This window comes from Brevibacillus sp. GCM10020057 (assembly GCF_042683565.1).
Lineage (GTDB): Bacteria > Bacillota > Bacilli > Brevibacillales > Brevibacillaceae > Brevibacillus.
Map to the genome: position 1 here is coordinate 80347 of NZ_JBHUJW010000041.1, position 22498 is coordinate 102844.

The 22498-nt window shown below is 56.2% G+C and carries 20 protein-coding genes; 14 read left to right on the forward strand and 6 right to left on the reverse strand.

Annotated elements, in window-relative coordinates:
* Positions 1–2493, reverse strand: coding sequence for a U32 family peptidase (locus ACFSO0_RS12375; protein WP_376880621.1), 2493 nt, complete (start codon positions 2491–2493; stop codon positions 1–3).
* Between the two features lie 293 nt (positions 2494–2786).
* Positions 2787–3386, reverse strand: coding sequence for a TetR/AcrR family transcriptional regulator (locus ACFSO0_RS12380; protein WP_376880623.1), 600 nt, complete (start codon positions 3384–3386; stop codon positions 2787–2789).
* A 198-nt stretch (positions 3387–3584) separates the two neighbouring features.
* Here ACFSO0_RS12380 and ACFSO0_RS12385 point away from each other — a divergent pair, with 198 nt between their 5' ends.
* From ACFSO0_RS12385 to ACFSO0_RS12420, 8 genes are all read left to right on the forward strand, one after another.
* The gene (locus ACFSO0_RS12385) at positions 3585–4058 is read left to right on the forward strand and encodes an N-acetyltransferase (protein ID WP_376880625.1); all 474 of its coding nucleotides are present in this window, start codon (positions 3585–3587) and stop codon (positions 4056–4058) included.
* Positions 4059–4166: 108 nt separating this feature from the next.
* The gene (locus tag ACFSO0_RS12390) at positions 4167–6245 is read left to right on the forward strand and encodes a methyl-accepting chemotaxis protein (protein WP_376880628.1); all 2079 of its coding nucleotides are present in this window, start codon (positions 4167–4169) and stop codon (positions 6243–6245) included.
* A gap of 130 nt (positions 6246–6375) precedes the next feature.
* Complete coding sequence (locus ACFSO0_RS12395; protein WP_376880630.1) at positions 6376–7107, forward strand: GTP pyrophosphokinase; 732 nt, start codon at positions 6376–6378, stop codon at positions 7105–7107.
* Positions 7094–8533 carry a dipeptidase PepV gene (pepV, locus tag ACFSO0_RS12400; protein ID WP_376880632.1) on the forward strand — a complete coding sequence of 480 codons (1440 nt, stop codon included), beginning with the start codon at positions 7094–7096 and terminating at the stop codon, positions 8531–8533. Before ACFSO0_RS12395 ends, pepV begins: the two co-directional genes overlap by 14 nt.
* A gap of 435 nt (positions 8534–8968) precedes the next feature.
* Positions 8969–10459, forward strand: a complete 1491-nt coding sequence (locus tag ACFSO0_RS12405) for a DEAD/DEAH box helicase (RefSeq protein ID WP_376880634.1) — start codon at positions 8969–8971, stop codon at positions 10457–10459.
* A 260-nt stretch (positions 10460–10719) separates the two neighbouring features.
* Entirely contained in the window at positions 10720–10881 is a 162-nt protein-coding gene (locus ACFSO0_RS12410) for an AsnC family protein (RefSeq protein WP_376880637.1), read from the forward strand.
* Positions 10882–10885: 4 nt separating this feature from the next.
* Positions 10886–11581 carry a LysE family transporter gene (locus ACFSO0_RS12415; protein ID WP_376880639.1) on the forward strand — a complete coding sequence of 232 codons (696 nt, stop codon included), beginning with the start codon at positions 10886–10888 and terminating at the stop codon, positions 11579–11581.
* 96 nt (positions 11582–11677) lie between these two features.
* Positions 11678–11917 (forward strand): hypothetical protein, encoded by a 240-nt coding sequence (locus ACFSO0_RS12420; RefSeq protein WP_376880641.1) that lies wholly within the window; start codon positions 11678–11680, stop codon positions 11915–11917.
* Between the two features lie 73 nt (positions 11918–11990).
* Here the strand turns inward: ACFSO0_RS12420 and ACFSO0_RS12425 are convergent, their stop codons facing one another.
* Positions 11991–13403 (reverse strand): RsmB/NOP family class I SAM-dependent RNA methyltransferase, encoded by a 1413-nt coding sequence (locus ACFSO0_RS12425; protein ID WP_376880643.1) that lies wholly within the window; start codon positions 13401–13403, stop codon positions 11991–11993.
* An 86-nt stretch (positions 13404–13489) separates the two neighbouring features.
* On the opposite strand from ACFSO0_RS12425, the gene ACFSO0_RS12430 reads away from it, so the two are divergent.
* The 3 genes from ACFSO0_RS12430 (at position 13490) to ACFSO0_RS12440 (ending at position 16855) form a co-directional block, all read left to right on the forward strand.
* Positions 13490–14242, forward strand: a complete 753-nt coding sequence (locus ACFSO0_RS12430; RefSeq protein ID WP_376880646.1) for a hypothetical protein — start codon at positions 13490–13492, stop codon at positions 14240–14242.
* A 26-nt stretch (positions 14243–14268) separates the two neighbouring features.
* Positions 14269–15210, forward strand: coding sequence for a methyl-accepting chemotaxis protein (locus ACFSO0_RS12435; protein ID WP_376880648.1), 942 nt, complete (start codon positions 14269–14271; stop codon positions 15208–15210).
* Between the two features lie 214 nt (positions 15211–15424).
* Positions 15425–16855: a hypothetical protein gene (locus tag ACFSO0_RS12440; RefSeq protein WP_376880650.1), complete on the forward strand. Its 1431-nt coding sequence runs from the start codon at positions 15425–15427 to the stop codon at positions 16853–16855.
* A gap of 99 nt (positions 16856–16954) precedes the next feature.
* Here ACFSO0_RS12440 and ACFSO0_RS12445 read toward each other — a convergent pair whose 3' ends face one another.
* On the reverse strand, positions 16955–17665 hold the full coding sequence (locus ACFSO0_RS12445; RefSeq protein ID WP_376880653.1) for a class I SAM-dependent methyltransferase: 711 nt from the start codon (positions 17663–17665) through the stop codon (positions 16955–16957).
* Positions 17666–17849: 184 nt separating this feature from the next.
* Between ACFSO0_RS12445 and hppD the strand changes: the two genes are divergently transcribed.
* From hppD to ACFSO0_RS12460, 3 genes are all read left to right on the forward strand, one after another.
* Positions 17850–18941: a 4-hydroxyphenylpyruvate dioxygenase gene (gene hppD, locus ACFSO0_RS12450; protein ID WP_376880655.1), complete on the forward strand. Its 1092-nt coding sequence runs from the start codon at positions 17850–17852 to the stop codon at positions 18939–18941.
* Positions 18942–19405: 464 nt separating this feature from the next.
* Complete coding sequence (locus ACFSO0_RS12455; protein WP_376880657.1) at positions 19406–21133, forward strand: LytS/YhcK type 5TM receptor domain-containing protein; 1728 nt, start codon at positions 19406–19408, stop codon at positions 21131–21133.
* Positions 21108–21890 (forward strand): LytR/AlgR family response regulator transcription factor, encoded by a 783-nt coding sequence (locus ACFSO0_RS12460; protein ID WP_376880659.1) that lies wholly within the window; start codon positions 21108–21110, stop codon positions 21888–21890. Before ACFSO0_RS12455 ends, ACFSO0_RS12460 begins: the two co-directional genes overlap by 26 nt.
* On the opposite strand, the gene ACFSO0_RS12465 is transcribed toward ACFSO0_RS12460, so the two are convergent.
* A complete protein-coding gene (locus ACFSO0_RS12465) occupies positions 21887–22114 on the reverse strand; it encodes a hypothetical protein (protein WP_376880661.1) in 228 nt (75 codons plus the stop codon). The genes ACFSO0_RS12460 and ACFSO0_RS12465 overlap by 4 nt on opposite strands.
* A 14-nt stretch (positions 22115–22128) precedes the next feature.
* Entirely contained in the window at positions 22129–22389 is a 261-nt protein-coding gene (locus ACFSO0_RS12470; RefSeq protein ID WP_376880663.1) for a DUF2573 family protein, read from the reverse strand.
* Positions 22390–22498 lie beyond the last annotated feature (109 nt).

Sequence of the window (22498 nt, forward strand, 5' to 3'; positions counted from 1 at the left end):
TTATTTGGTCAGCTGGCCGCGTGTGACGCCCAGCTGGTTGGTCGCCTTCAGGGTGCGCCAGACGTGTGTGCCGCTGACTTCTCCGCGCAGCGCCTGGCGATACAGGCTGATGACTTCCTTTACCCGCTGCGGATCTTCTTCGAGGAATTCGATGCGGTAGCTGCCTACATGCAGCGAGCGGAATTCCTGCAAATACTCGGCTCCGGACTGGTCGATGGCGTTGTACACCGTATTGCGGCAGCCAGTATCGACGCGGACCGGATGGGAGAAGCCGACGCGGTCCTTCAGGGAGACGCGCGACGTTTCACACGGCGTCCCGCAGTTCGTATGGTCCGTGCCTTCGCTCAGGAACGTGCAGTAGACGCAGTGCTCGGTATGGAACATCGGCATGTGCTGATGGATGACCAGCTCCATGCTGGCGGCGTTGGAGTGGCTGAGCAAGTCGATCATCTGCTGGATGTTCAGGTCGTAGGACGGCGTCACGCGGGACAGTCCGGCTTCCAGGAACAAATCCACGGTCTTGTGGTTCGCCACGTTGAGCGAAAAGTCGCCGATCAACGGAATGTTGATTTCATCGCGGCGCGACAGGTAATAGTAGAGAGCGCCGGTATTGCGGACGAGGATCGCATCCGGGTTGCTTTTGGCGATCAGCGCCAGCACGCCGTTCTCGTCAGGCATGTGGATGCGCATGGTCGCGATCCCGATCTTTTTGCCGTATTTGTGCGCCAGCTTCACGCCTTCCGGATACTGCTTCACAAATTCAAAGTCGGCGTACAGGAAATCTGCATCGGTCTGCGCGGCTGCCTCCAGTTGCTCCAGGGAGCGGCAAAGGACTGTCAGCAGCGGCTTTTCCACCTGCTCGCGGACAGGCACATCCGCGTATACGTTGACGTCCCGGTGGCGGTATACAGGCGGCTTGGAGCGCAGGAACACGAGCTGTTCCACTGCATCGCGGCGGATTCTGTTCAGTTCGCTGACAGGTACGATCAGGTCCCCGGCGAGATCGACGGTCAGGTCGGCGGCATCGAGGCGGAAAATGCTTCCGCCGAGCCTGCTCAGCTGATCGTGGAGCAGCTCGGGCGTGAGGGGACGCTTCAAGGCCGCTTCCAGATTCATTTCCGAAGAGATGGCGACGGCGTGGGAGGCCAGCTTGTCGACGAAGGTGACTTGCAGCTTCTCGCCCAGCTTGCCGCTCACATGCACGGAGAGCGGGAAGGTACGGTACGGTTTATCGGTCTCGAACGTTTTTCGCAGACGTTTGTCCAGCTCGGGATCGCTGGTCTTCCAGACGCGGTCGCCAGCGTTCAGCCGCTTCAAGTTCACGTCGTTGCGGCCCATGACGATTTCATACAGCCCTTTGGACACTTCCCCTTCGACCTTCTTGCTGCGGGAGAGGATATCGTAGATGCGCCCGCCCTCTTCCTTTTGCGTCGGGTCGCCGGCGTCAAACACGATTCCGTCTCCACGCTTGACCGGAGAACAAATCTCGACGAGCACGGCAGAAGGCAGCACTTTCTTGACGGTGCCGAGGAACACGCCACGGCTTTTCGGGAAGGAGCCGTCGACCAGCTTTTTGTTGTTCGTCCCTTCCAAAAAGCCGTGCGTGAAGCCGCGGGAGAAGCTCTGCTGCAGCTCGCGGATCTCATCTGCTGACGGTTTGGCATCCACACCGTCGAAGTAGCGGTCGATCGCGGCGCGGTATTTGCTGACGACGTTGGCTACGTATTCGGGCGATTTGAGACGGCCTTCGATCTTAAAGGAAGTGACGCCTGCCTCGATCAGCTCCGGCACCAGGTCGATGGCCGCCAAATCTTTCGGAGAGAGCAGGTAGGCGATATTGCCCATTTCCTTTTGCACCCCGTCCACGATCAGGTCGTACGGCAAGCGGCAAGCCTGCGCACATTCGCCGCGGTTGGCGGAACGGCCGCCCCACATTTCCGAGGTCAGGCATTGGCCCGAGTAGGAGACGCACAGTGCGCCGTGGACGAATACTTCCATCGGGAGCTTCGCTTTTTCTCCGATCTTTCTGATTTCCTTGAGCGAGTTTTCCCGTCCCAGTACGACGCGCTCGAGGTCAAACGGCTTGGTGAACTCGACAGCTTCCGGTGACGTAATGGTCATCTGGGTGGAGCCGTGGATCGGGAAGTCAGGCGAAATTTCCCGGATCAGCTTCACGAGTCCAAGGTCCTGCACGATGACGGCATCGACTCCGGCGTGAATACAGGCGTCGATCAGCTCGCGCGCATCCTCCAGCTCGTTTTCAAACACGAGAATATTAAAGGTCAAAAACCCTTTGACTCCGTACATGTGCAAGTACTCCATGATCTCTGGCAATTCAGCCATATGGAAGTTCTCCGCACGGGCGCGCGCATTGAACTTTTCGACTCCGAAATAGATGGCATCGGCTCCGTTGGCAACGGCGGCTTTCAGACAGTCCCAGTTGCCTGCAGGAGCCAAGAGCTCAATATCTTCACGACAGATAGCATTTCGCATGTGTATGTCATTACCTCCAAGGTCTTCAAACAAGCTACCTACATCATAGGGAAATACAGAGGTCACCGCAAGGCAAACCTCGGCTTTGCCAGTATATAGGCACCGGCAAGCTCTGCGTCAATCAGGATATGGGAAGCGATGAACGGCGGGGGGCGATTGGACAGTTGCCGCAAGTGACGGAGCTGGTCTGGACGGGAGGGAATGGAAATTGCGGGGCGGTATCGTGTTGGTGTGGCTGGAGGCGTGGACCGCGTTCGCGATTGTATGCAGCATGCGTGAAGAAAGGCTGGCCGCTAGGATGATTCCACGACCAGCCCTTCAAATACGATGGAGACCTTCTCTTCCATGATTTCTTCCAGTGCCCAGGCTCCTTCGCTGCGCACCCAGTCATACAGCGCATTGTAATAAATGTTTTCGAGCATGTTGGCAGCGACCAGCGGGTTGAATTTGCTCTTGAGCTGCTTTTTTTCCTGCGCTTCTTCGATCAGGTCGGCAAACAGCTGTCGCAGCTCGAAGTAGACGTTTTTTTCATTTTCCAGCACGCTGCGATGCTTCATCGAGGATTCCACCACGACTTTTATGAAATCGAAGTTCGTGATTGTCACTTCGTTCATGATTTTGTAAATCCGCAGAACTTTCGCCTTGCAGTCGTCGCCGTAATCCCACTCTTCGCGGCGTTCCTCTATTTCGTGCAGACGTTCATAGCCCCAGTTGGCGAGGATGGCTTCTTTGGACGTGAAATGCAAAAAAATCGTTCCGCGGGCAACGTCCGCTTCTTCGGAGATCATGTCGATGGTGGTGCCCTCAAAACCGTGCTGCTTGAACAGCTTGATGGCAGCGTTAAAGATTTTTTCCCGAGTTTCCCGTTTTTTTCTTTCTCGTCGAGTCGTCAATAAAGAAGACACCTCCTCGTGTAATAAGGTTGATTATAGCACAATCGATACAGGCAAAAGAATTTATCCGCGAATTCATGGGGGCAACGTGAGAAAAAGGGATAGACTTCTGCCAAAGTCGATTGTATATTTATATACAATAATGAATATTTATTATACCGTACCAAGCCGGAAGAGCATGGGGTGGAGGAGTGTAAAATGAGTGTAGCAAAAGCGCTGACTGTACGTCAGGCAACTACGAAAGACGTCGATGCCATGTTGGAAATCGTTAATGAATATGCACAACAAGGTTTGATGCTGCCGCGAACGAAACTTTCTTTTCTGGAGCATCTGCAATCGTTTGTCGTCGCGCATGACGGGGATAACGTTGTCGGGGTGGCAGGTCTGCACATTTTGTGGGAAGACCTTGCGGAAATTCGCTCCCTGGCCATCTCCGAAAAGGCAAAAGGAATGGGAGTCGGCAAGCACCTCGTCCTCCATCTCGTCGAAGAATGCCGCAACCTGGGGATCAAGCGGGTTCTGGCGTTGACCTACCAGAAAGAGTTCTTTGAAAAATGCGGATTTTGGGTTGTGGCGAAGGAAACGTTGCCGCAAAAGACCTGGAAGGATTGCATCAACTGTTCCAAGTTGCCGATGTGCGACGAAATCGCGATGATTTTTGAGACAAAATAATACTTTGGTATAGCCTTCCTATTTTCTTTTCTGGTACTATATTCTTAACTATAATAAATAGAATGGACGTATTACCAGAGACAGAGATTGTTATTGGGGGGCTTACACATGAAGCTTGGGGCACGCATACTGATTTTGCTGTTGTTGGCCGGGATCGTGCCGTTGACCTCAGCTGGCGTTTTTGCATATACGGAGTCCAAACAGGAGTTGCTCGGCAGCAGCAAGGCGACTTTGGAGGCATTGCGCAACAGCCGCAAGGAGCAGGTGGAAAATTACTTTCGCGAGCGTTCCCGCAACCTGGACACACTTGCTGCGTCAAGTACGGTTATCTCGGCTTTGTCCGAATTTCGCCAGGTGTGGGAGCAGGGGCCGGATTCTTCGGCTTATCAGGAGATTGAATTTTCACGCACCAAGGAACTGATGATGGAGGTGGCGCGCTACGGCTTTTCCAACTCCTACCTGATCAATGACAAGGGCGAAATCATCTATGAGACGAAGAAGCAGGAAGACCTTGGCACGAACCTGCTGGACGGCAAGTATGCGAATTCCGCGTTGGGGCAAACCGTGCAAAAGGCATTCAAAGGCCAGAGCACGGAGATGTCTGATTTAAGTCCGTATGAACCGTCCGGGAACGTGCCTCACGTGTTCATTTCCACACCGATCTTCGAGAACGGCTATATCATCGGTCAGCTGGCGGTAGAGGTGTCGATGGATTACATCTCCCGGCAGCTGAACCAGCGGGAAGGGTTGGGTCAGACCGGAAAGATCTACCTGGTAGGAACCGACAAACTGATGCGCTCCCAGGTGGGTGAAGAGCAGGAGACGCTGCTCTCTCAAAAAGTGGACACGCCGATCGTGGATCAGGTGCTGCAGACCCAGCAGTTCAAAGGGACGGAAGAGGGCGTGGACTATCGCGGAGAGCGCGTCCTCGTCGCATACGATCAGGTCAAGGTTGGAAAAATGACCTGGGCGATTCTCGCCGAAATGGACATGACGGAGATCCTCAGAGGACCTGACCGGATCATGAAGGCGATCGTCATCTTCAACGGAGTGGTGCTCGTCGTCATCGTCGGAATTTCCTTGTATACGGCCAACTGGCTGCGCCGTTCGTTCCGAGGCATGCTGCAAGTGGCGGGACGCATCGGCGAAGGAGATTTTTCTACCCCGGTTCCGGCGTGGCTGCTGAGGCGGCGGGATGAGCTGGGAGAGCTGGCGCGGTCGCTTTTGTCCATGCGCGATCAGCTTCTGGGGATCTTGTTGCAGGTGCGGGAAGCGTCGTCTTCCGTCCTGGAGTCGGTACGCGAGATTCACGGCAACTCGAGCGAGATAGCGTCCTCGAGCCAGCAAATCGTCCAGGTCGTCGATCAGGTGGCGGCCACGGCAGACAGTCAGATGGAGAAAATGGGACATACATTGCAGCTTGCCGTCGACCTGACGAACGATGTGGCAGGCGTAACGGAAAACGTGGAGCAAGTCTCCCTGTCCTCGCAGGAAATGAAGCGGCATACGGAAGCTGGCAGAATGGCGGTGACGGCCGTTATCGACAGCATGGAGGAGATCAACAGGTCTGTCGCTTCTGCTACGGAAGTCATCTATGAGCTGGAGAAAAAATCGCAGGACATCTCGCGCATCAGCGCTGTCATTTCGGAAATCGCCCGGCAGACAAACCTGCTCGCTCTCAACGCCGCGATCGAGGCTGCGCGTGCAGGCGAGCATGGCAAAGGCTTCGCGGTTGTCGCAGGCGAGGTCCGCAAGCTGTCTGAAGGCACCAATGAAGCAGCGCTGCAAATTGCCCGGATGATCGGAGACGTGCAGCAGGATACGGCGGCGGCTGTCGCCCGGATGGCTGCAGGCTCCGAGACGACCGCCAACGGACTTGCGACAGCCCGGCAGTCTGGTGAAATGTTCCGGCGGATCGAGCAGAACATTTTCCGCGTCACGCAGGAGATGGAGAGCGTCCGGCAGGCGTTCAACCGGATGGCGCCGGATGCCAGACAGGTGGTAGCCGTCGCGGAGGAAGTCTCGTCCGCATCGGCGCAGGCTGCGGCAGGCGTTCAGAGCATCTCGGCGGCTGTCGAGGAACAGAGCGCAGCTATGGAGCTGATCGTTCATTCCGCAAACCAGCTGGCCGTGTTGGCAGAGGAATTGCGCGGATCGCTGGCGCGTTTTATATTGACAGAAGAGTAACATGCAGGGACGGGCAATGCTGGCGGAATGGCTGGCTAAAGCTCGTCTCTTTTTCCATTTTGGAAGGATAACTACTCTGGAATGTTGAATGATAAGTACGAAGGAGAGTTTCAGGCCGGAGGGACGTAGCGTGCACAAACTAGACTGGGAACTGTATTTGCTGCCGTTCGAGCAAGCTGTAGAAGAAATCAAAGTCAAAATTAAAAACATCCGCAACGAGCTGCGCAAGCGCAAGGAGTACTCTCCCATTGAGTTTGCCTTGGGAAGGGTCAAGTCGATTCCGAGTATCTACAATAAGGCGAACCGTCTGCAATTCCCGATTGACGAGAACATCTGCTGGGAGATTCGGGACATTGCCGGCGTGCGGATTATTTGCCAGTTTATCGAAGACATTCCTGCCGTAGTGGAGATGATTCGCAAGCGCGGCGATATGCGTGTCTATCTGGAAAAGGATTACGTGACGACGCCAAAGGAAAGCGGATACCGCGGTTACCATCTGGCGGTGGAGTATCCGATTATGATGGCGAGCGGACAGGTGACGATTCCGGTCGAAATTCAAATCCGTACACTGGGGATGAATTTTTGGGCGACCATTGAGCATTCACTGAATTACAAATACGAAGGGATCATCCCATCCAACATCCGTCAGCGGCTGTTTGAAGCAGCCAAGGCTTCTTACAAGCTGGACAGCGAAATGAACAACATCCGCGAAGAAATCAAGGAAGCGCAAGCGGAATTTACGAAAAAAGAAGTGCCGATGGATTCCTTGCTGTCGCTCGTGGAGCTGGACCTCGACGTCGATGCCGCGATGGAAGACACGAGCGCGAAAGAAGGAGAAGAGGGCGACGATGACAACCATTAATTGGCTCGAAGAAGCACGCAAGCGACAAGAGGAGCTGATCGCTGCGACGCAGGCCTTCCTGCGGATCAAAAGCGTGCTGGACCCGGCGAGCGCAAGGGAAGGGGCGCCGTTCGGCGAAGGCATTCGCGCCGCTCTGGACTTCGCGCTCGATGTGTGCGCCAAGGCAGGCATGACGGTAAAAGACGTGCGCGGCTATGCGGCCCATGCAGAGTTTGGACAGGGGCAGGAGCTGATCGGCATTCTTAGCCACGTCGATGTGGTGCCGGAGGGAGACGGCTGGAGCACGCCGCCGTTCGCTGCCGAGATCGTCGACGGCAAGCTCGTGGCGCGGGGAGCGATCGACGACAAAGGCCCGACGATGGCCGCCATTTTTGCCGCCAAAATCGTACAGGAGCTGGGACTGCCTCTCTCCAGGCGCGTGCGTTTCATCTTTGGCACCGATGAGGAATCCAGCTGGCAGTGCGTGAATACATATTTTGCTTCCGAGGAAATGCCGACGATGGGTTTTACGCCTGACGCGGACTTCCCGCTCATCTACGCGGAAAAAGGGCTGACGGATCTGACGCTGCGCCAGACACTGGAGGCGTATCGGACATTGGCGAAGCCGTCCGCGGGCGCAGCAGGGCAATTGCAGCTCCGGTCGCTGCAGTCCGGCCTGCGCATGAACATGGTGCCGGACAAGGCCGAGGCCGTTCTGGCCCTGCACGGCTCAAGTGCGCAGGAGATCGCTGCCAGCTACCGTCAGTATTTGGCGGACAACCAGCTGATCGGCAGTGCGGAAGAGCAGGAGGGACAGGTGGTGCTGCGCATGGAAGGCGTATCCGTACACGGCATGGACCCGGGAAAAGGCGTGAATGCGGGCACGGAGCTGATCCATTTCCTGCGCACCCTCCCGCTCGATGACCGCGCGATGAGCTACGTCCGCTTTGCAGATCAGTACCTGTACTGCCAGCATTACGGCCAGTCGCTGGGTATCGCCTGCGACGACGAGGAAATGGGCCCGCTGACGCTGAATACGGGTGTGCTGGAGTATCAGGCAGAAGGGGAAGCGGTCTTTCGTCTCAACATTCGCTATCCGCATTCGGTCTCTTTTGAACAATGGTCGGCTGTCCTGGCAGCCCGCGCCGCCGAAGAAGCGTTTGCGCTGGAAGTCGTCGAGCACCTGCCCCCGCACCGCGTCGATCCGAACCATCCGCTGGTGACGACCTTGCAGCGCGTCTATACGGAACAGACCGGGGAAGAAGCGAACATCATCGCCATCGGCGGAGCTACCTACGGTCGCTCCCTCGACGTTGGCGTCGCTTTTGGCCCCCTCTTCCCGGGCCGCCCCGACAGCGCCCACCAGCGGGACGAGTACATTTACATCGAGGACCTCATCAAGGCCACAGCCATTTACGCCCAAGCCATTTACGAACTGGCAAAATAGAAGGAACCCCGAAGCGGGAACGCGCCAACGTTTGAGGTGCGTCCGCTTCTTTTTTTCAGATATTGGTTTACTGAAATGTTTTCCAGTTTACGTGCAGCCAAGGCTCTGCTAATGGCTTAGAGCTGGCGGGTTATTCCATTGGTGAAAGATTAGGATGTAGAAGCCGGGTCATAGTATGAGGAACAGGAACGAGTGGGAAGCGGGCAAGGAAAGGACTGGGAGTAGTGGAAGAGCTTCTTGCTATACAGCGAAGCTCGCGCCCAACCCCAGGTTGTATTTTTGCATCGACTCATTTAGTATAGGTAGGATAGGAATTCAGGCGTCGTGGAACATCGCCGGAGGAATATGAGTGACGGCAGCCGGTTTTTTTGCACCCCACTGTCCATGCAGTCTTTGGTGTGGCGAATCGGGCCGCTTTGAAAGGAAGTGGATATTATGGCAACATCGTTTGCGTCTTTTGGGTTTCGACCGGAGCTGATGCAAGGGATTCAAGACCTGTATTATAAAGAACCAACCGCCATTCAGGAAGAAGCGATTCCGCTCATTCTGGAGGGCAAGGACGTCATCGGACAAGCACAGACCGGGACGGGGAAAACGGCGGCATTCATGCTGCCCATCCTCCAAGGTCTGAAGGAAGGAAAGCGCGACATCCAGGCGCTGATCCTCACGCCGACCCGGGAGCTGTCCATCCAGATCGCAAAAGAAGCCGAGAAGCTCGGCAAGTATTTGAACGTCAACGTTCTGTCACTGCACGGCGGCACGGACATCGACAGGCAGCTCAGCAAGCTCAAGGAGACCGTTCACATCGTCGTCGGTACGCCAGGGCGTGTGTTGGACCATATGAAGCGCGGCTCTCTGCACTTCGGACGCATCTCGACCCTCGTGCTGGATGAAGCAGACAAAATGATGGAAATGGGCTTCCTCGAAGATGTCGAGCAGGTCATCGTCCATACGCCGTCGCAGCGGCAAGTGCTGCTGTTCTCGGCGACGATGCCCGATCTGGTGAAAAAGCTGGCGCATCGCTTTATGAAGCAGCCGCCGCACATCAAGATCGAAGGCAAGCAAAAAACGGTGGAACGCATCGAGCAGTTCTACTACGTCGTCAACCAGAGTGACAAGACGGACGCCCTCGTGGATGTGCTGGAGCAGGAGCGACCGTTCCTGACGATCATCTTCGCGAATACGCAGGTGCGCGTCCAGCAGCTGACGGCTCGCCTGCAGGAGAACGGCTTTGCGGCGCAAGCGCTGTACGGTGATCTGTCGCAAAACAAACGGGAGCAGTTGATGCGGCAATTCCGCGAGATGCGCTTTCAGTATTTGATCGCCACCGATATCGCGGCGCGCGGTCTGGACGTGGAAGGCGTCACGCACGTCATCAACTACGACCTGCCAAACGATGTGGAGAGCTACATCCACCGCGTCGGCCGGACGGGACGGGCAGGGCAAACCGGAAAGGCGATCTCGCTCATCTCGCCGCGCCAGAAAAACCTGATGGGACGTTTCGCCAAGACGACCAAGGCGGATATCGAGGAAAGAATTCTGGAGGTCGGCCGCCATCTCGATGCGGGCCGCCGCAAGCGGGCAGAAGAGCGGGAGGCGCACTTCATCGCTCTGCGCGAGCAGCAGAGGAAAGAACAGCAAAAAGAAAAAGACAAGGAATTTGCGCCGATCCGTGAGGCGATCAAGAAGAAGACGAAAGTCAAGCCAGGCTACAAGAAAAAGCTGGCGCGCGAACTGGAAGAGCTCCAGGCGCAATACGAGAAAAACCGCAAGCGGGCCGAAGCGATTGCGGCGCGCAAGGCAGGCAAGTCCGCCAAATCGGCTGCGGCCGCAAAACCGGGACGTGGCGGCACAGGCAAACCTGGCAAGAGTCCGGCAGGCCGGCCGTTCCGACCAACCGCAGGTAAAGGAAAAGCAAGAGGATAGTAAGTGCAAAAGCTGCCCGGGTCTGGGAAAGATCCGGGCAGTTTTTTCGCGCATAGTTTTACGTCCCTTTCCCGCGCAGCCTGCCAAAGCTCGCCGTAAACCTCCCTTTCTTTTTTTCGACCGAGCCTCTCACAAGACGGTCTTTGCAAAACATTTTTAGAAAAATACAATATTTACTTAAAAATTTAATGATTTCACCGATAAGTCTCTTAACAAATAAATAAATTGCTATAATCAAGGAAAAAAAGGGGGCGGTGCGAATGGATCGGATTGACGAGGCGATATTACGGCTGCTCAAGGAAAACGGCAGGATGTCCAGCTCCGAGATCAGCCGACAGGTGCATCTGTCTGTGAAGCAAATAGCAGGGGTGGTCAAGACGAACACGATGATCGTCCTCTCCACCATGAAAGAGGAGTTGTGAACCGATGGCGCTATGGGATGGCTTGCTCTTTGGCATGATGCTGCAGCTGTCAGTCGGTCCGGTCTGTCTCGCCGTCCTGGAGCGCTCCGTGACGCACGGTTTTCGGCAGGCGTGGTGGATGGCGGCAGGCGTTGCCTTGGTGGACGCGGCGTACATGGCAGGGGCTATGACGGGACTTGCACTCCTGTTGCAAATTCCGCTAGTAAAAAACATCGTTGTCATTGGCGGAGCTGCGGCTCTCGTCTGGTTCGGGATCGGCAGCATGCGCACAAAAGCGCCGCAGCACGAGGGGGCGTTGCAGAAAGAACCCGCGCTGCAGCAGGAAATGCAGCTGCAAAAGGAGCCTGCGGCGCAGGATACGGCGGTGCTGGTGACGGATAGCGCGCGGGGCAAGGCGCTGGGCAGTTTTGGGTACGGGGTCGTGCTGACGATGTCCAACCCGCTGACCATCCTTTTTTGGGCAGGAGTGTTCGGCTCGCTGCTGTCGAACCCCTCGTTTGCAGACAAGGCTGTTTTGCTGTCGTTTGCCGCTGGCTGCGTACTGGCTACGCTGCTGTTTTTGACCGCTGTATCAGTGCTGGGGAGGCAGGCGGCGCGGTTGCTGCGACCTGTCTGGCTGCAGCGGCTCCATTTTGCCGTCGGGCTGTTCCTCATCGGCTTTGCCATCCGCCTGCTCGCGCAAAACAGCTGGGGGTTTTGAAATCGAAGTTTTACGTCTGGAGAAAAATGGGTAAAATAGAGAGAGACAGGCCCTTTGCGCGTAAAACTCTGGGACAAGGTGTGAGGAGAAGCAGTGATGATCGATACGTGCTTGAAATGCGGCAGTGAAATGAGCCCTGGCGAGTACAAGTGCAGAGTATGCGGGGAAAGTGACCTGGATGAATACCGGGCGATTCGGAATTATGTGCGCAGCTTCCCCAATTCCAACGCCATGCAGATCGCCAACGCGACGGGCATCTCCGTCTCGAAAATATTGCGCTATATCAAGAACGGCTCGCTGACCATCGTCGACAACCAACCGCGCCGCAACCGATAACAAGCGAAAAAAGAATGCCCACCGACCTGGTCAGTGGGCTTGTTTGCATTTGTTCGAGGTTTGGTCTGTATATCTATAGCCAGCGCAACCCTTTGGGGTAGTGGTTCTTCAGCTGGCCGTCAGCCTGCTTGCCCCAGCCAAGGGAAAAACCGTCGACTGTGACCAGCGTCCAGCCGTTTTCGCCATCCCGGCTGAGCGCCTCTCCTTTCAAATACCGCAGCAGGTCAGGAGCGTCTGCGGAAAAAGGGGCGGTGCGGGCCGCCTCATCAGCTTGCAGGGCGAGCGCCAGCGCGTGGGCGGGCTCCAGCCGGTTCTTCTTGACGGTGCCCAGGTGAAGGCCGACGCGCAGCACCTTGATCCCGTCCATGTCCAGTTCAGGCGCGGGCGAGTAGTAGAGCTGCTCGCCAAACAGGAGGAAGGCAGCGTCGTCGTCCAGGCGCCGAGCCAAATGCGGGATCGCCTCTTTCGCAAAGTGACGCCAGGCCGCGATTGCCTCTTTTCGCCCGGCGGGAGCCGATTTTGTCCCGCGCTTTTCCTTGCGCTTTTTCGGTGCGGCCAGAGGCGCTTCGTCCGTGCTCTTTTGCAGCTTTGCAAGGTAGTGTCCTTCGCCTGCCAGCTTGTGGGGCCACAGGCGAGCCGTTTGGGCCAGCTCTGCTGCGCCAGACGACGCCCACTCCGGACGTCCGGCAGAAAAATGCTCCGGATGCGGCAGCGCCATGACGGTAAACTCCGGATGACGCTCCAGGAAGTCTGCCATCGACTGTTCGTTTTCCAGCGGCGCGAACGTGCAGGTGGAGTATACGAGTGTCCCGCCCGGCTTCAGCATGGCGGCGGCGGCATCGAGGATGTCGAGCTGCATCCGATGGCACTCGACCACTTTTTCCGGTGTCCATTCTGCGATCGCCTCGGGCAGCTTGCGGAACATGCCTTCGCCCGAACAAGGCGCGTCTACGAGAATCCGGTCGAAAAATTGCGGGAAGCGCTCCATCAGCCGCTCCGGCGTCTCGTTGGTGACGATAGCGTTGGTAACGCCGCACCGCTCCAGATTTTCCGACAGCGCGCGGGCGCGCACGGGATGAATTTCATTGGCGACGAGAAGACCATTTCCCTTCAGGGCGGCGGCCAGCTGCGTAGACTTGCCTCCCGGAGCAGCGCACAGGTCGAGGATCGTTTCTCCCGGCTGTGCTCCCAGACATTCCGCAGCCGACATCGCACTCGGCTCCTGCAAATAGTACAGGCCGGCCGCATGGTACGGGTGCTTCCCTGGACGGGCGCCATCCGGATAGCGGAAGCCGCTTTTGCACCAGGCGATCGGCTCCAGGGGAAAGGGCGAGAGTGCCAGGAAGCGCTCCACGTCGATTTTGAGCGGATTGACCCGCAAACCGTACAGGGCGGGCTGGCTGTAAGATGCGGTGAACGCGTCGTACTCGTCAGCAAGCAGCGTACGCATGCGTTCGGAAAAGGCTGTTGGCAGTTTTGGTGTCATAATAGCCTCCGTTGTCAGAATTTGGCCAATTGGGAGAGGAAAAGAGCGAATCGTGGCGAATCATAAAATTATGAGGTGAGAGCATTATGGAAGGAACCCGTGCACAGCGATACCGCTCCCGGCGGAGGAATGACGCGGAGGTCAGCCGGTTTTGGATCATGGGGTTGCTTTTCTCACTGCTGGTGCTCGCTTTTGAAATCCTGATCGAGATTCCCGCCGATGCAGAATGGCTGCAGGAAATGGAGATGGCGCTGTTTTCGGCCAGCTTTACCTTGCTCGCCTTTTATCTGCTGGGGCTTACGTTCGTCTTTTCGCGTGGACAGAAAGCAGGGAAGATCAATCACCAAGTCATTATCTACGTCTGGCTGGGAGCGATATTGTTTCACTTGTTCCTGCTCATCAGCAACTTGTCCAATCAGCATGTCTACAAAGCAGGGATCATTTTCTTTTTAGGTCCGCTGTTCTTGACTGTCTACCATTTTATCACGTACTTGTCCGCTTTGCGCGAGGAACGTGCCGAGCAGGAAGCTGCTTTTGGCGCTTCCCTGGAGCGGATCGCGTACCAGACGATTTTGGAAGGCAGCAGGGTGTACAGCGAAATCAACCGATTGAAGGCCGAGTACCCTGAAGTAGAACAAATGCTGCGGGCAAACGATTTTCACAACAGGCTGGAGCGCTACTCCCTGGAAATGCAGCAATATTTGCAGGTGAAGCACTTCGAGCGTAAAGACGTAGAGCTTTTGGAAGGGCATTATTACTTTTTGGAAAACCTGCTGACGTTGGCAAAGCAGCATCCGGGAGTCATGGAGTCCCGCAGCTTTGCCCATCGCCAAGACTAACTGACGCAAGTCAAGGGGGCTCTTTCATGTTCTGGAAAAAAGGGAAAGATTCAGCAGCAAAAGAGACAGCAGCAGCGGTCATTGCAACTGTGGAGCCGGACAATCGGAAGGAGCTGAAGGAGGAATTGCGCGCCATCTACGAGCAAATGGGCGCGATCCTCTCCGACAACCGGGAAGTCAACGCCGAGCACGCGCATATCGCCGAGCTGGCGACTCGGATGAAGACAGTCGTAGGCAAAATCCACAGCATCAACGAGAGTGATGAGGAGTCCGCAAACCAGCTTGCTTTGCGCGGCGAACGCTTGACGGCAATTTGCCAGCAGTCTATGGAGCGAGCGGAAGCGGGAAGAGACGCGATGACCGAAGTAGTCCAGGTCATGAGCCTTCTGGAAGAAGAATCTGTCAATACGTCCCGTACCATGAGCCGCCTGGAAGAGAGCTCGTCGCAAATTACCAGCATCGTCAAAGTCATCAGTGACATTGCCAATCAGACTAACTTGCTGGCACTCAATGCTGCGATCGAAGCAGCCCGCGCCGGCGAGCAAGGACGGGGCTTTGCAGTAGTGGCGGATGAAGTGCGCAAGCTGGCCGAAATGACTGCCAATTCCACCAAGTCGATCGCCGAGCTGATCGGCAAAATCCAGGAAGAAACGAAAGAAGCCCTGGTGAACAGCGGGAAGAGCGGAGTGGCGATCAAGAACGGAATGACCTTGAGCAAGGACGCTTCCGCGAAAATGGAAGGGATCGTGCAAGCCTTCAAGGAAGTGAGCGTAGAAGTCAACGGTGTGATGCAAATTATCGAGCATCAAAGGCAGTTTGCCGACTCCGTCTCGGTACAAGTGGAAGAAGCCGTTCATTTGCTGGACGAGTGGGATCAGTATCTCGCCAGCCATGTGAAGGAAGCAGGCCAGGTAGAGCGTCTTTTGCAGGAGAGCTATGCCGGTTTGAAAAAAGTCGTATCGGAGTAAGGAACGGCATCGGTTAGGCGACAGCGCCGCTGTTTTGATACTGGCACTTTTATCCAAATATTTTTTCGATTAATTGAAAACGCGGCAAGATGTAACAAAAACCCTCTTTCCAAAGTCTTACAGGAAAGGGGGTTTTTCTTTGGGCAATTTGCCTGTGGAATGATCGGATGTTGCAGGCAATAAAGGGGTTTGCCTGCAAAAAGAGGGGGATACCATGATCAAACAAGTACGGGTTGTTCTCTTTCTGGTTATGCTGTTTACTTCCATCGTGTTGTTGTCGAGCCAGACCAGCGCTGCAGCAGGAGCTATTTCGTGGACAAAGCCGGTGGAGCGGGAGACGAAGCAAGCGATCAAGGGAGGGACCCACAAGAAGCAGGAGTTCGCGTTTGGCGACGGGGATTTGTACTGGATACACCAGGTGACCGCTGGGCAAAATCAGCAGCCGTACGTCGTAACGATTCCCGTCAAGGGGGAGAGCGCCACGTTTCGCTATCGGGCCGTTGCGGCGAACAAGCAGCCGTACTGGGCACAGGTCAGTCTGCGTGACGTGCGGGTGCTCCCGGCTGCATCCGGATTTCTCGAGACGGAGAACAAATCGGTCTGGCTGGGCAAGCCGATTGTCTACGCCGCACTGGGCAAGGGGACGATCGACGAAAAGCTGACACTGGCGCCTCCCGTCGAAGTGAAGAAAACAGCGGGCGGGTATGTGCTGCAGGTGCGCTTGCCGATGCGAGCCGGTCTTATCAGCGAAATGTGGGCGCTGGAGTCTGCTGAGCCGCTCGTCATCTGGGGGAAGGAGTCGCTGGAACAGATCTGGCTGACGCTCGATGTGACAGATCAGGCCAAGTGGCTGTATGACGGCTACTACTACAAAAGCCCTTCCACCTACGTCCCGTACACCGAGACGTCCTACTGGCGCATCCCGGAAAACTACGTGCTGCGCTCCTTCCTGTACACGGGAGGGAGCAAGGCGGCGCTCGATATGGGGTACGTCATGCTGAAGGCGAGCTTAAAGCAGCAGGAGCAGCAAGGCTACTGGAAATCGCTGCCCCGTTCCCAGTGGCTGCAGAATGACTACGGCATCTCCGAAGGCTTTTACGACACACGCTTCAATACAGGGGCGGCGGGCATGATGCTCAAGGGCTGCGCCTTGTACCAGGAAGGGGAGTTTTGCGATGCGGCCAAGCGATACACGCTCTTTTTCCAGCAGCATGCCGTAAGCAACCATTACGTCGTGGAGGGTACCCGCCCTGGTTGGCTGGTAGCCGATTATGCCACGGTCGGGAAAAAGTCCAACACCCATGTGTCGCTCAACCACCAACTGGCGGAGATCAACTACTTGTACAGCAGTTACTTGCAGTTTGGCGATCCGACAGACAAAGACCTCGCGGATATTATGCTGGGAGGAATCGTCAATCTCGGGTCCAGGTGGATCGTGAGCAGCGGCGATCTGCACTACGCCTATTTTCCGAACGGAACCTTCGGACGTACGGATTACCCGTACTTGACGTATAATGATTTGGTGGAGACGCAGCGGCTTTACAAGCTGCTGCACGGCATGGAAGAGCCGACGATCGGGAAGCTGATGGCAAGCAAGCTGGCATGGATGGAGAAAAATAAAGTGGCTTACTTGACGATCAAATGAACAAGGGCAGCATCGGTTGTCTGCGCTGCGTAGACACCGAAGCTGCCCTTTTCTTGCGCGAACGCGGTCTGATCTGCGCGGGGCGAGGCCGCCTTTCCGTTATCCTTCTGCCTTTTGCAGGACGAACAGCGTCAAAAAGCTGACGGCCTCGCGCAGCTCTACGCTCAAACGGCCAGCGATGTCCGGGGTGACCCCTTCCTTGTAGACAGGTTCTTCCTCCAGCAGCCGAAAGCCGTTTTCAGCAGCCAGCTTTTTCGCTTCCCACGGCATCATCGTGTTCTGGATCGTCGCTTCCTCGTACAGGCGGCGATAGCTGTGCGCGCGCGGACCTGCTGTCGGTCCCAAAATGCCGAGCACGAGGGTGCCGCCGGGCATCAGGACGCGGCGCAGCTCCAGGAGAGCCTTCAGCGGAGAAGGGGTGAATTCGACGACATTGATGGAGAGAATACCCGCGAAGGTCGCGTCGGCAAAAGGGAGACGGCTGATGTCTCCGGTCTGGAACGGAATGGACAAGTCAGCGTTTTTGGCCCGGTCATGGGCGAGCCGGATCATTTCCCCGGCAATGTCGATGCCCTGTACCTCATAACCGGATGAGGCCAGTTTGCAACTCGCAAAGCCATCGCCGCAGCCTGCGTCGAGTACGGGGCCGTTGCCCGGCTGGACGTATCGCTGGAAAAGCGGCAGAATCGTGCGGCGGCTGCCGCGCTCCCACATGTTGTCGCTGTTGGCATGCCAGTCTGCGGCAAACTGGTCCCACTGCTCGGCAGCCATTTGGTTCCATGGGTTCATCGGAAGGACTACCCCTTTCATGATTGATCTGTCCTTATTGTAGCAAGCATGAGCGCTATTGCGTACTTTAATAAATGAAAGCGTTTGCGCGTTTGCGCGGTATTTGGTGTTCTTGCGCGAGTAAGCGCTTCCAATGTACTCTCATAGTAACGGCAAAATAATCCCAATTGAAGGAATAATACGAAAACAAAGCGGAGGGGTAGCAATGAGCAACACCGATTTTTTTCCTGTACAGGACTGGGACTATGTGGAGTTTTATGCGGGTAATGCCAAGCAGATGATGCACTACTTTACCAAAGCGTTTGGTTTCGAGGCTGTCGCGTACGCCGGCCTGGAGACCGGGTCCCGCGACAAGGTATCGTATGTGCTGAAGCAAAACCACATGACGTTCGTCATCAGCGGCGCACTTACGCCGGATCATCCTATCGCAGATTTCGTGAAGAAGCACGGGGACGGCGTCAAGGACGTGGCGCTGCGCGTGGAAGACTGTGAGCAGGCGTATCGCGAGGCGGTGTCGCGCGGAGCTATTCCGATCATGGAGCCGACCGAATATACCGATGAGCACGGAACGGTCAAAAAGGCGATCATCGGGACATACGGCGATAACGTCCACTCTTTTATTGAACGGAAAAACTACAACGGGCCGTTCCTGCCTGGCTTTGTCGCCTACGAGTCGCCCGTGAAAAGCGCGGGAACGGGGCTGATCGGCATCGACCACATCGTCGGCAACGTGGAAGTGATGGATGAGTGGGTGTCCTACTACCAAAAAGTGATGGGCTTTACAGCGGTGCAAAACTTCAGCGATGACGACATTTCCACCGAGTATTCCGCCCTCATGTCGAAAGTGATGCAGAGCGGCACGGGGCGGATCAAATTCCCGATCAACGAGCCGGCAGAAGGGCGCCGCAAATCGCAAATCCAGGAATTCCTCGACTTCTATCATGGGCCGGGCGTCCAGCACATCGCGATCTTGACGAACGACATCATCGACACGGTCAGCAAGCTGCAGGACAACGGCGTGGATTTCCTCTCCGTGCCGGACACGTACTATGAAGACTTGAAGGAGCGGGTCGGTGAGATCGACGAAGACATCGAGGTGCTGAAAAAGCTGGGTGTCCTGGTGGACCGCGATGACGAAGGCTATTTGCTGCAACTGTTCTCCAAACCGATCGTCGACCGCCCGACGCTGTTCGTGGAAATCATCCAGCGCAAAGGCGCCCGCGGCTTCGGCAACGGGAACTTCAAGGCGCTGTTCGAGGCGCTGGAGCGGGAGCAGGCGCGCCGGGGCAATCTGTAGCCTGCAGCAAGCGAGGGGAGTGGCAGTCTTTCCCGTTTTTGCCCCCCGGTTCAGTGTTAAATCGGATCGCTCCATAATCGCCGGGAAGTGCCAAGGCGCTATGGAGCGAATGGTCAAAGAGGGAATAAATAAGCCTCAAAAAGGTGATATTTAGCATACAAAAAAGACCTGGGGGTTTACTTCAGGTCTTTTCTACTGTTCAAGTCTACGCTTCATTTCACGCAATTGGGCTACACTCTCAATAGACCTTGCTGACAGTAGGCCAATTACTTCCTGGTGTGTGTCGAGTTTATCTTCAAGGTGCCTGAAATGGCTGCGGGCTTCGGTTTTTCAGTTGTCGAGTTTTATATTGATCTTGGATAGTTTCTTTGACAGACGGTTCTGTCTTGTCAGACAATGATCTTGACCATTGGAACGGGCGCTATGGATAATGAGAGTAACGCTCTAGTGGAGGGGATGATTGCTTGAACATGGCTTTGATGATGCCGCTTGCTGAACGGACGGCTGTCCTCATCGTTACGGCGCTCCTGTTTACGCGTGTTCGCGCTTTTCGCAGCATTTTGAACCAGCAGGCGACGTGGAAGGAAAAGGCGGTCATGGTCGTGATCTTCTCCGCTATCTCTATTTTTGGAACATACAACGGCATCTGGTATCAGGATGCCATCGCCAACTCGCGGGTGATCGGAACGGTCGTAGCAGGGCTGTTGGCCGGGCCGTGGGTGGGCCTTTTGACCGGATTGATCGCCGGCATCCACCGATACTCGCTCGGGGGCTTTACCGATCTGGCCTGTGCCATTTCCACCATCAGCGAAGGCTTGATCGCCGGATTAGTCTACCAGTTTCGCCGCAACCGCCATCAGGAGATCGGGTGGACGACTGCCTTGATCGTCGGGTTTATTGCGGAGTGGATGCAGATGGGGATCATCCTGCTCGTCGCCCGGCCGTACGCCGATGCGCTGACGCTCGTCCAGACGATCAGCATCCCGATGTCTGTCGTCAATTCGCTGGGAATCTCCATTCTCGTCATCATTATTGATCTGGTGAAAAAAGAAGAGGACCGGATCGGGGCTCTGCAGGCGCAGCGCACCATGCAGGTCGCAGACAAGACCTTGTCGTATTTGCGGGAAGGGCTGAACTTTCAGTCGGCGCGGATGGTAGCAGAAGAAATTTTGCGGACGACCCGCGTGGCTGCCGTGGCGATCACGGACACGAAGAATGTGCTGGCACATGTCGGCGCTGGTTCGTCCCATCACGTAGTGGGCGAAGGCATCACGACCAAAGCGACGCAGGCGGTCCTGGACACCCGGGAACTGATGATCGCCCGCAACCGCGAAGAAATCGGGTGCAAGGAGTCCAACTGTCCCCTGCGCTACGCCATCCTCGTGCCGCTGATGCGCAGGCGCGAGGTGGCAGGCGTGCTGAAGCTGTACCAGGACCGCTCCCGCAAGCTGTCGGCGGTCGATCTGGAGCTGGTACGCGGATTGGGCAACCTCATTTCCACCCAGTTGGAGCTGGCCGAGCTGGAAAAGCAGTCGCGCCTGCTGGCGGATGCGGAAATCAAGGCTTTGCATGCGCAGATCAACCCGCATTTTTTGTTCAATGCGCTCAACACGATCGTCTCGTTCATCCGCTTCCGGCCGGAGCAGGCCCGCGAACTGCTGATCCACCTTGGGGAATACTTCCGCCGCAATTTGCATGATTCCGGGGGATACGTCAGCCTGGCCGAGGAGTTGGAGCACATCGAGGCGTATTTGGCGATCGAACGTGCCCGCTTCGGGGAAAAGCTGCACGTCACGTACGACATCGAGCAAGGTGTCGAAGGCTTGATCGTTCCCGGGCTGATTTTGCAGCCTTTGGTGGAGAACGCCGTCAAGCACGGCCTGCTGCCCAAGCGAGAAGGGGGCACGGTCCTGATCAAGGCGCGGCTTACGGACAGCAGGACGTTGGAACTGACGGTCGCAGACGACGGTGTCGGCATGCCGGCAGACCCGTTTGCAACTCCGCAAAAGCAGCGCGAAGGCAGACGCCGTCTGTCCGGGATTGGCTTGTCCAACGTGAGGAGCAGGCTGCAATCTATCTACGGCAGCCCGTACGGAATCGAGATCAAGAGTGCTCCTTTTGAAGGAACGACCTGTATCATAACCATGCCGGTGGGGGTGAGGGCCAGTGTTCAAAGTGTTCATCGTGGATGACGAGGCGCCTGCCCGCGCGGAGCTTCGTTATTTGCTGGAGCAGTTTCCGGATGTCTCGGTCGCGGGAGAAGCGAGCAGCGGAGAAGAGGCGCTCGAATCCATCCTGCAGATCGAGCCGGATGCCGTCTTTTTGGACATCCATCTGCAGGACAGGGACGGGGTGGATGTGGGGCAGGAGTTGCTCGAATCGATGGTCAATCCGCCGGTCATCATCTTCGCCAGCGCTTATGAAATTCACGCAGTGCGGGCCTTCGAGACGGATGCGATCGACTACATCGTCAAACCGTTCAGCGAGCCGCGGCTGGAAAAGACGGTGAACCGTGTGCGGAAAATGCTGCGGACCAGAGAGACGCAGGCCCAGGCAGCACCGAACCTGGGGGAGCAGTTGCACACCTTGCTGCAAAACGTCCTGGCTGACCAGCAGCCGCGCCGGGTTCCTGTAGAAAAGAATGGCAAAATCATGCTGATCGACCCGAACGAAATCGTCTATGCGACGCTGGAAGGACGCTACGCCAGCATCTACACCGCAACCGAGCAGTTTTCCACTTCCTTTACCTTGCAGGAGCTGGAGAGCCGACTGTCCCCGAAGCAGTTTTTTCGGACGCACCGGGCCTACATCGTCAATCTCACCAAGACGGCCGAGCTGGTGCCGTGGTTCAAGGGATCGATCCATCTGGTCATGCAGGACTGCCGCCAGACGGAGGTTCCCGTGAGCCGCAACGTCGCGAAGGAGCTGAAAAAGCGGCTCGGGTTCTAGCGTGCAGCTGTTTCCTGTGAAATGGTTTCCCCTTTTTGCACCGCCACCTCCACGCTAAGATGATGGAAGGCCAAAATCTCGAAGATCACCAAATTGAAAACCATTGCTTTTTCAACGCTTTTGAACGGAAAACGGGGCGTCTCCAGGTCAAAACATCGACTTGTGAGACAGCCCCTTTTTTCACGGTCAAAAGCCGCAGCTTTTTCGGCCAGCAGCAGTGCCATGCGCGGTGCTGCGCTCAATGCTGCTGATTTTTCGCCTGATTCAGCTGCTTGATCGTCTCGATGATTTCACGGATCTGACCGCGTGCTTTTGCATGCTCCGGCTGACTCGCCCAATGCTGGATGAGCGGGGGCATTACTTTGCTCATATGGGTGTACAGGGCCCATACCTTCACCATTTCTACACGGTCGGGCGTTGCCTCGCCTGTCAGCAGTTCCGTAAACTTGTACAGAAGTTCTTCAAGTTCAGGGACGAGCGCTTCCTTTTTTTCTTCCATGCCAGTATCATCCTTTCCGGAACATATGAAGATCGCTCTGTCTATTGTACGCAAAACAAAAGCGCAGGGAAAGGCGGAAATGGGAAAGGTGGAAATGGAAGGGCCGGGC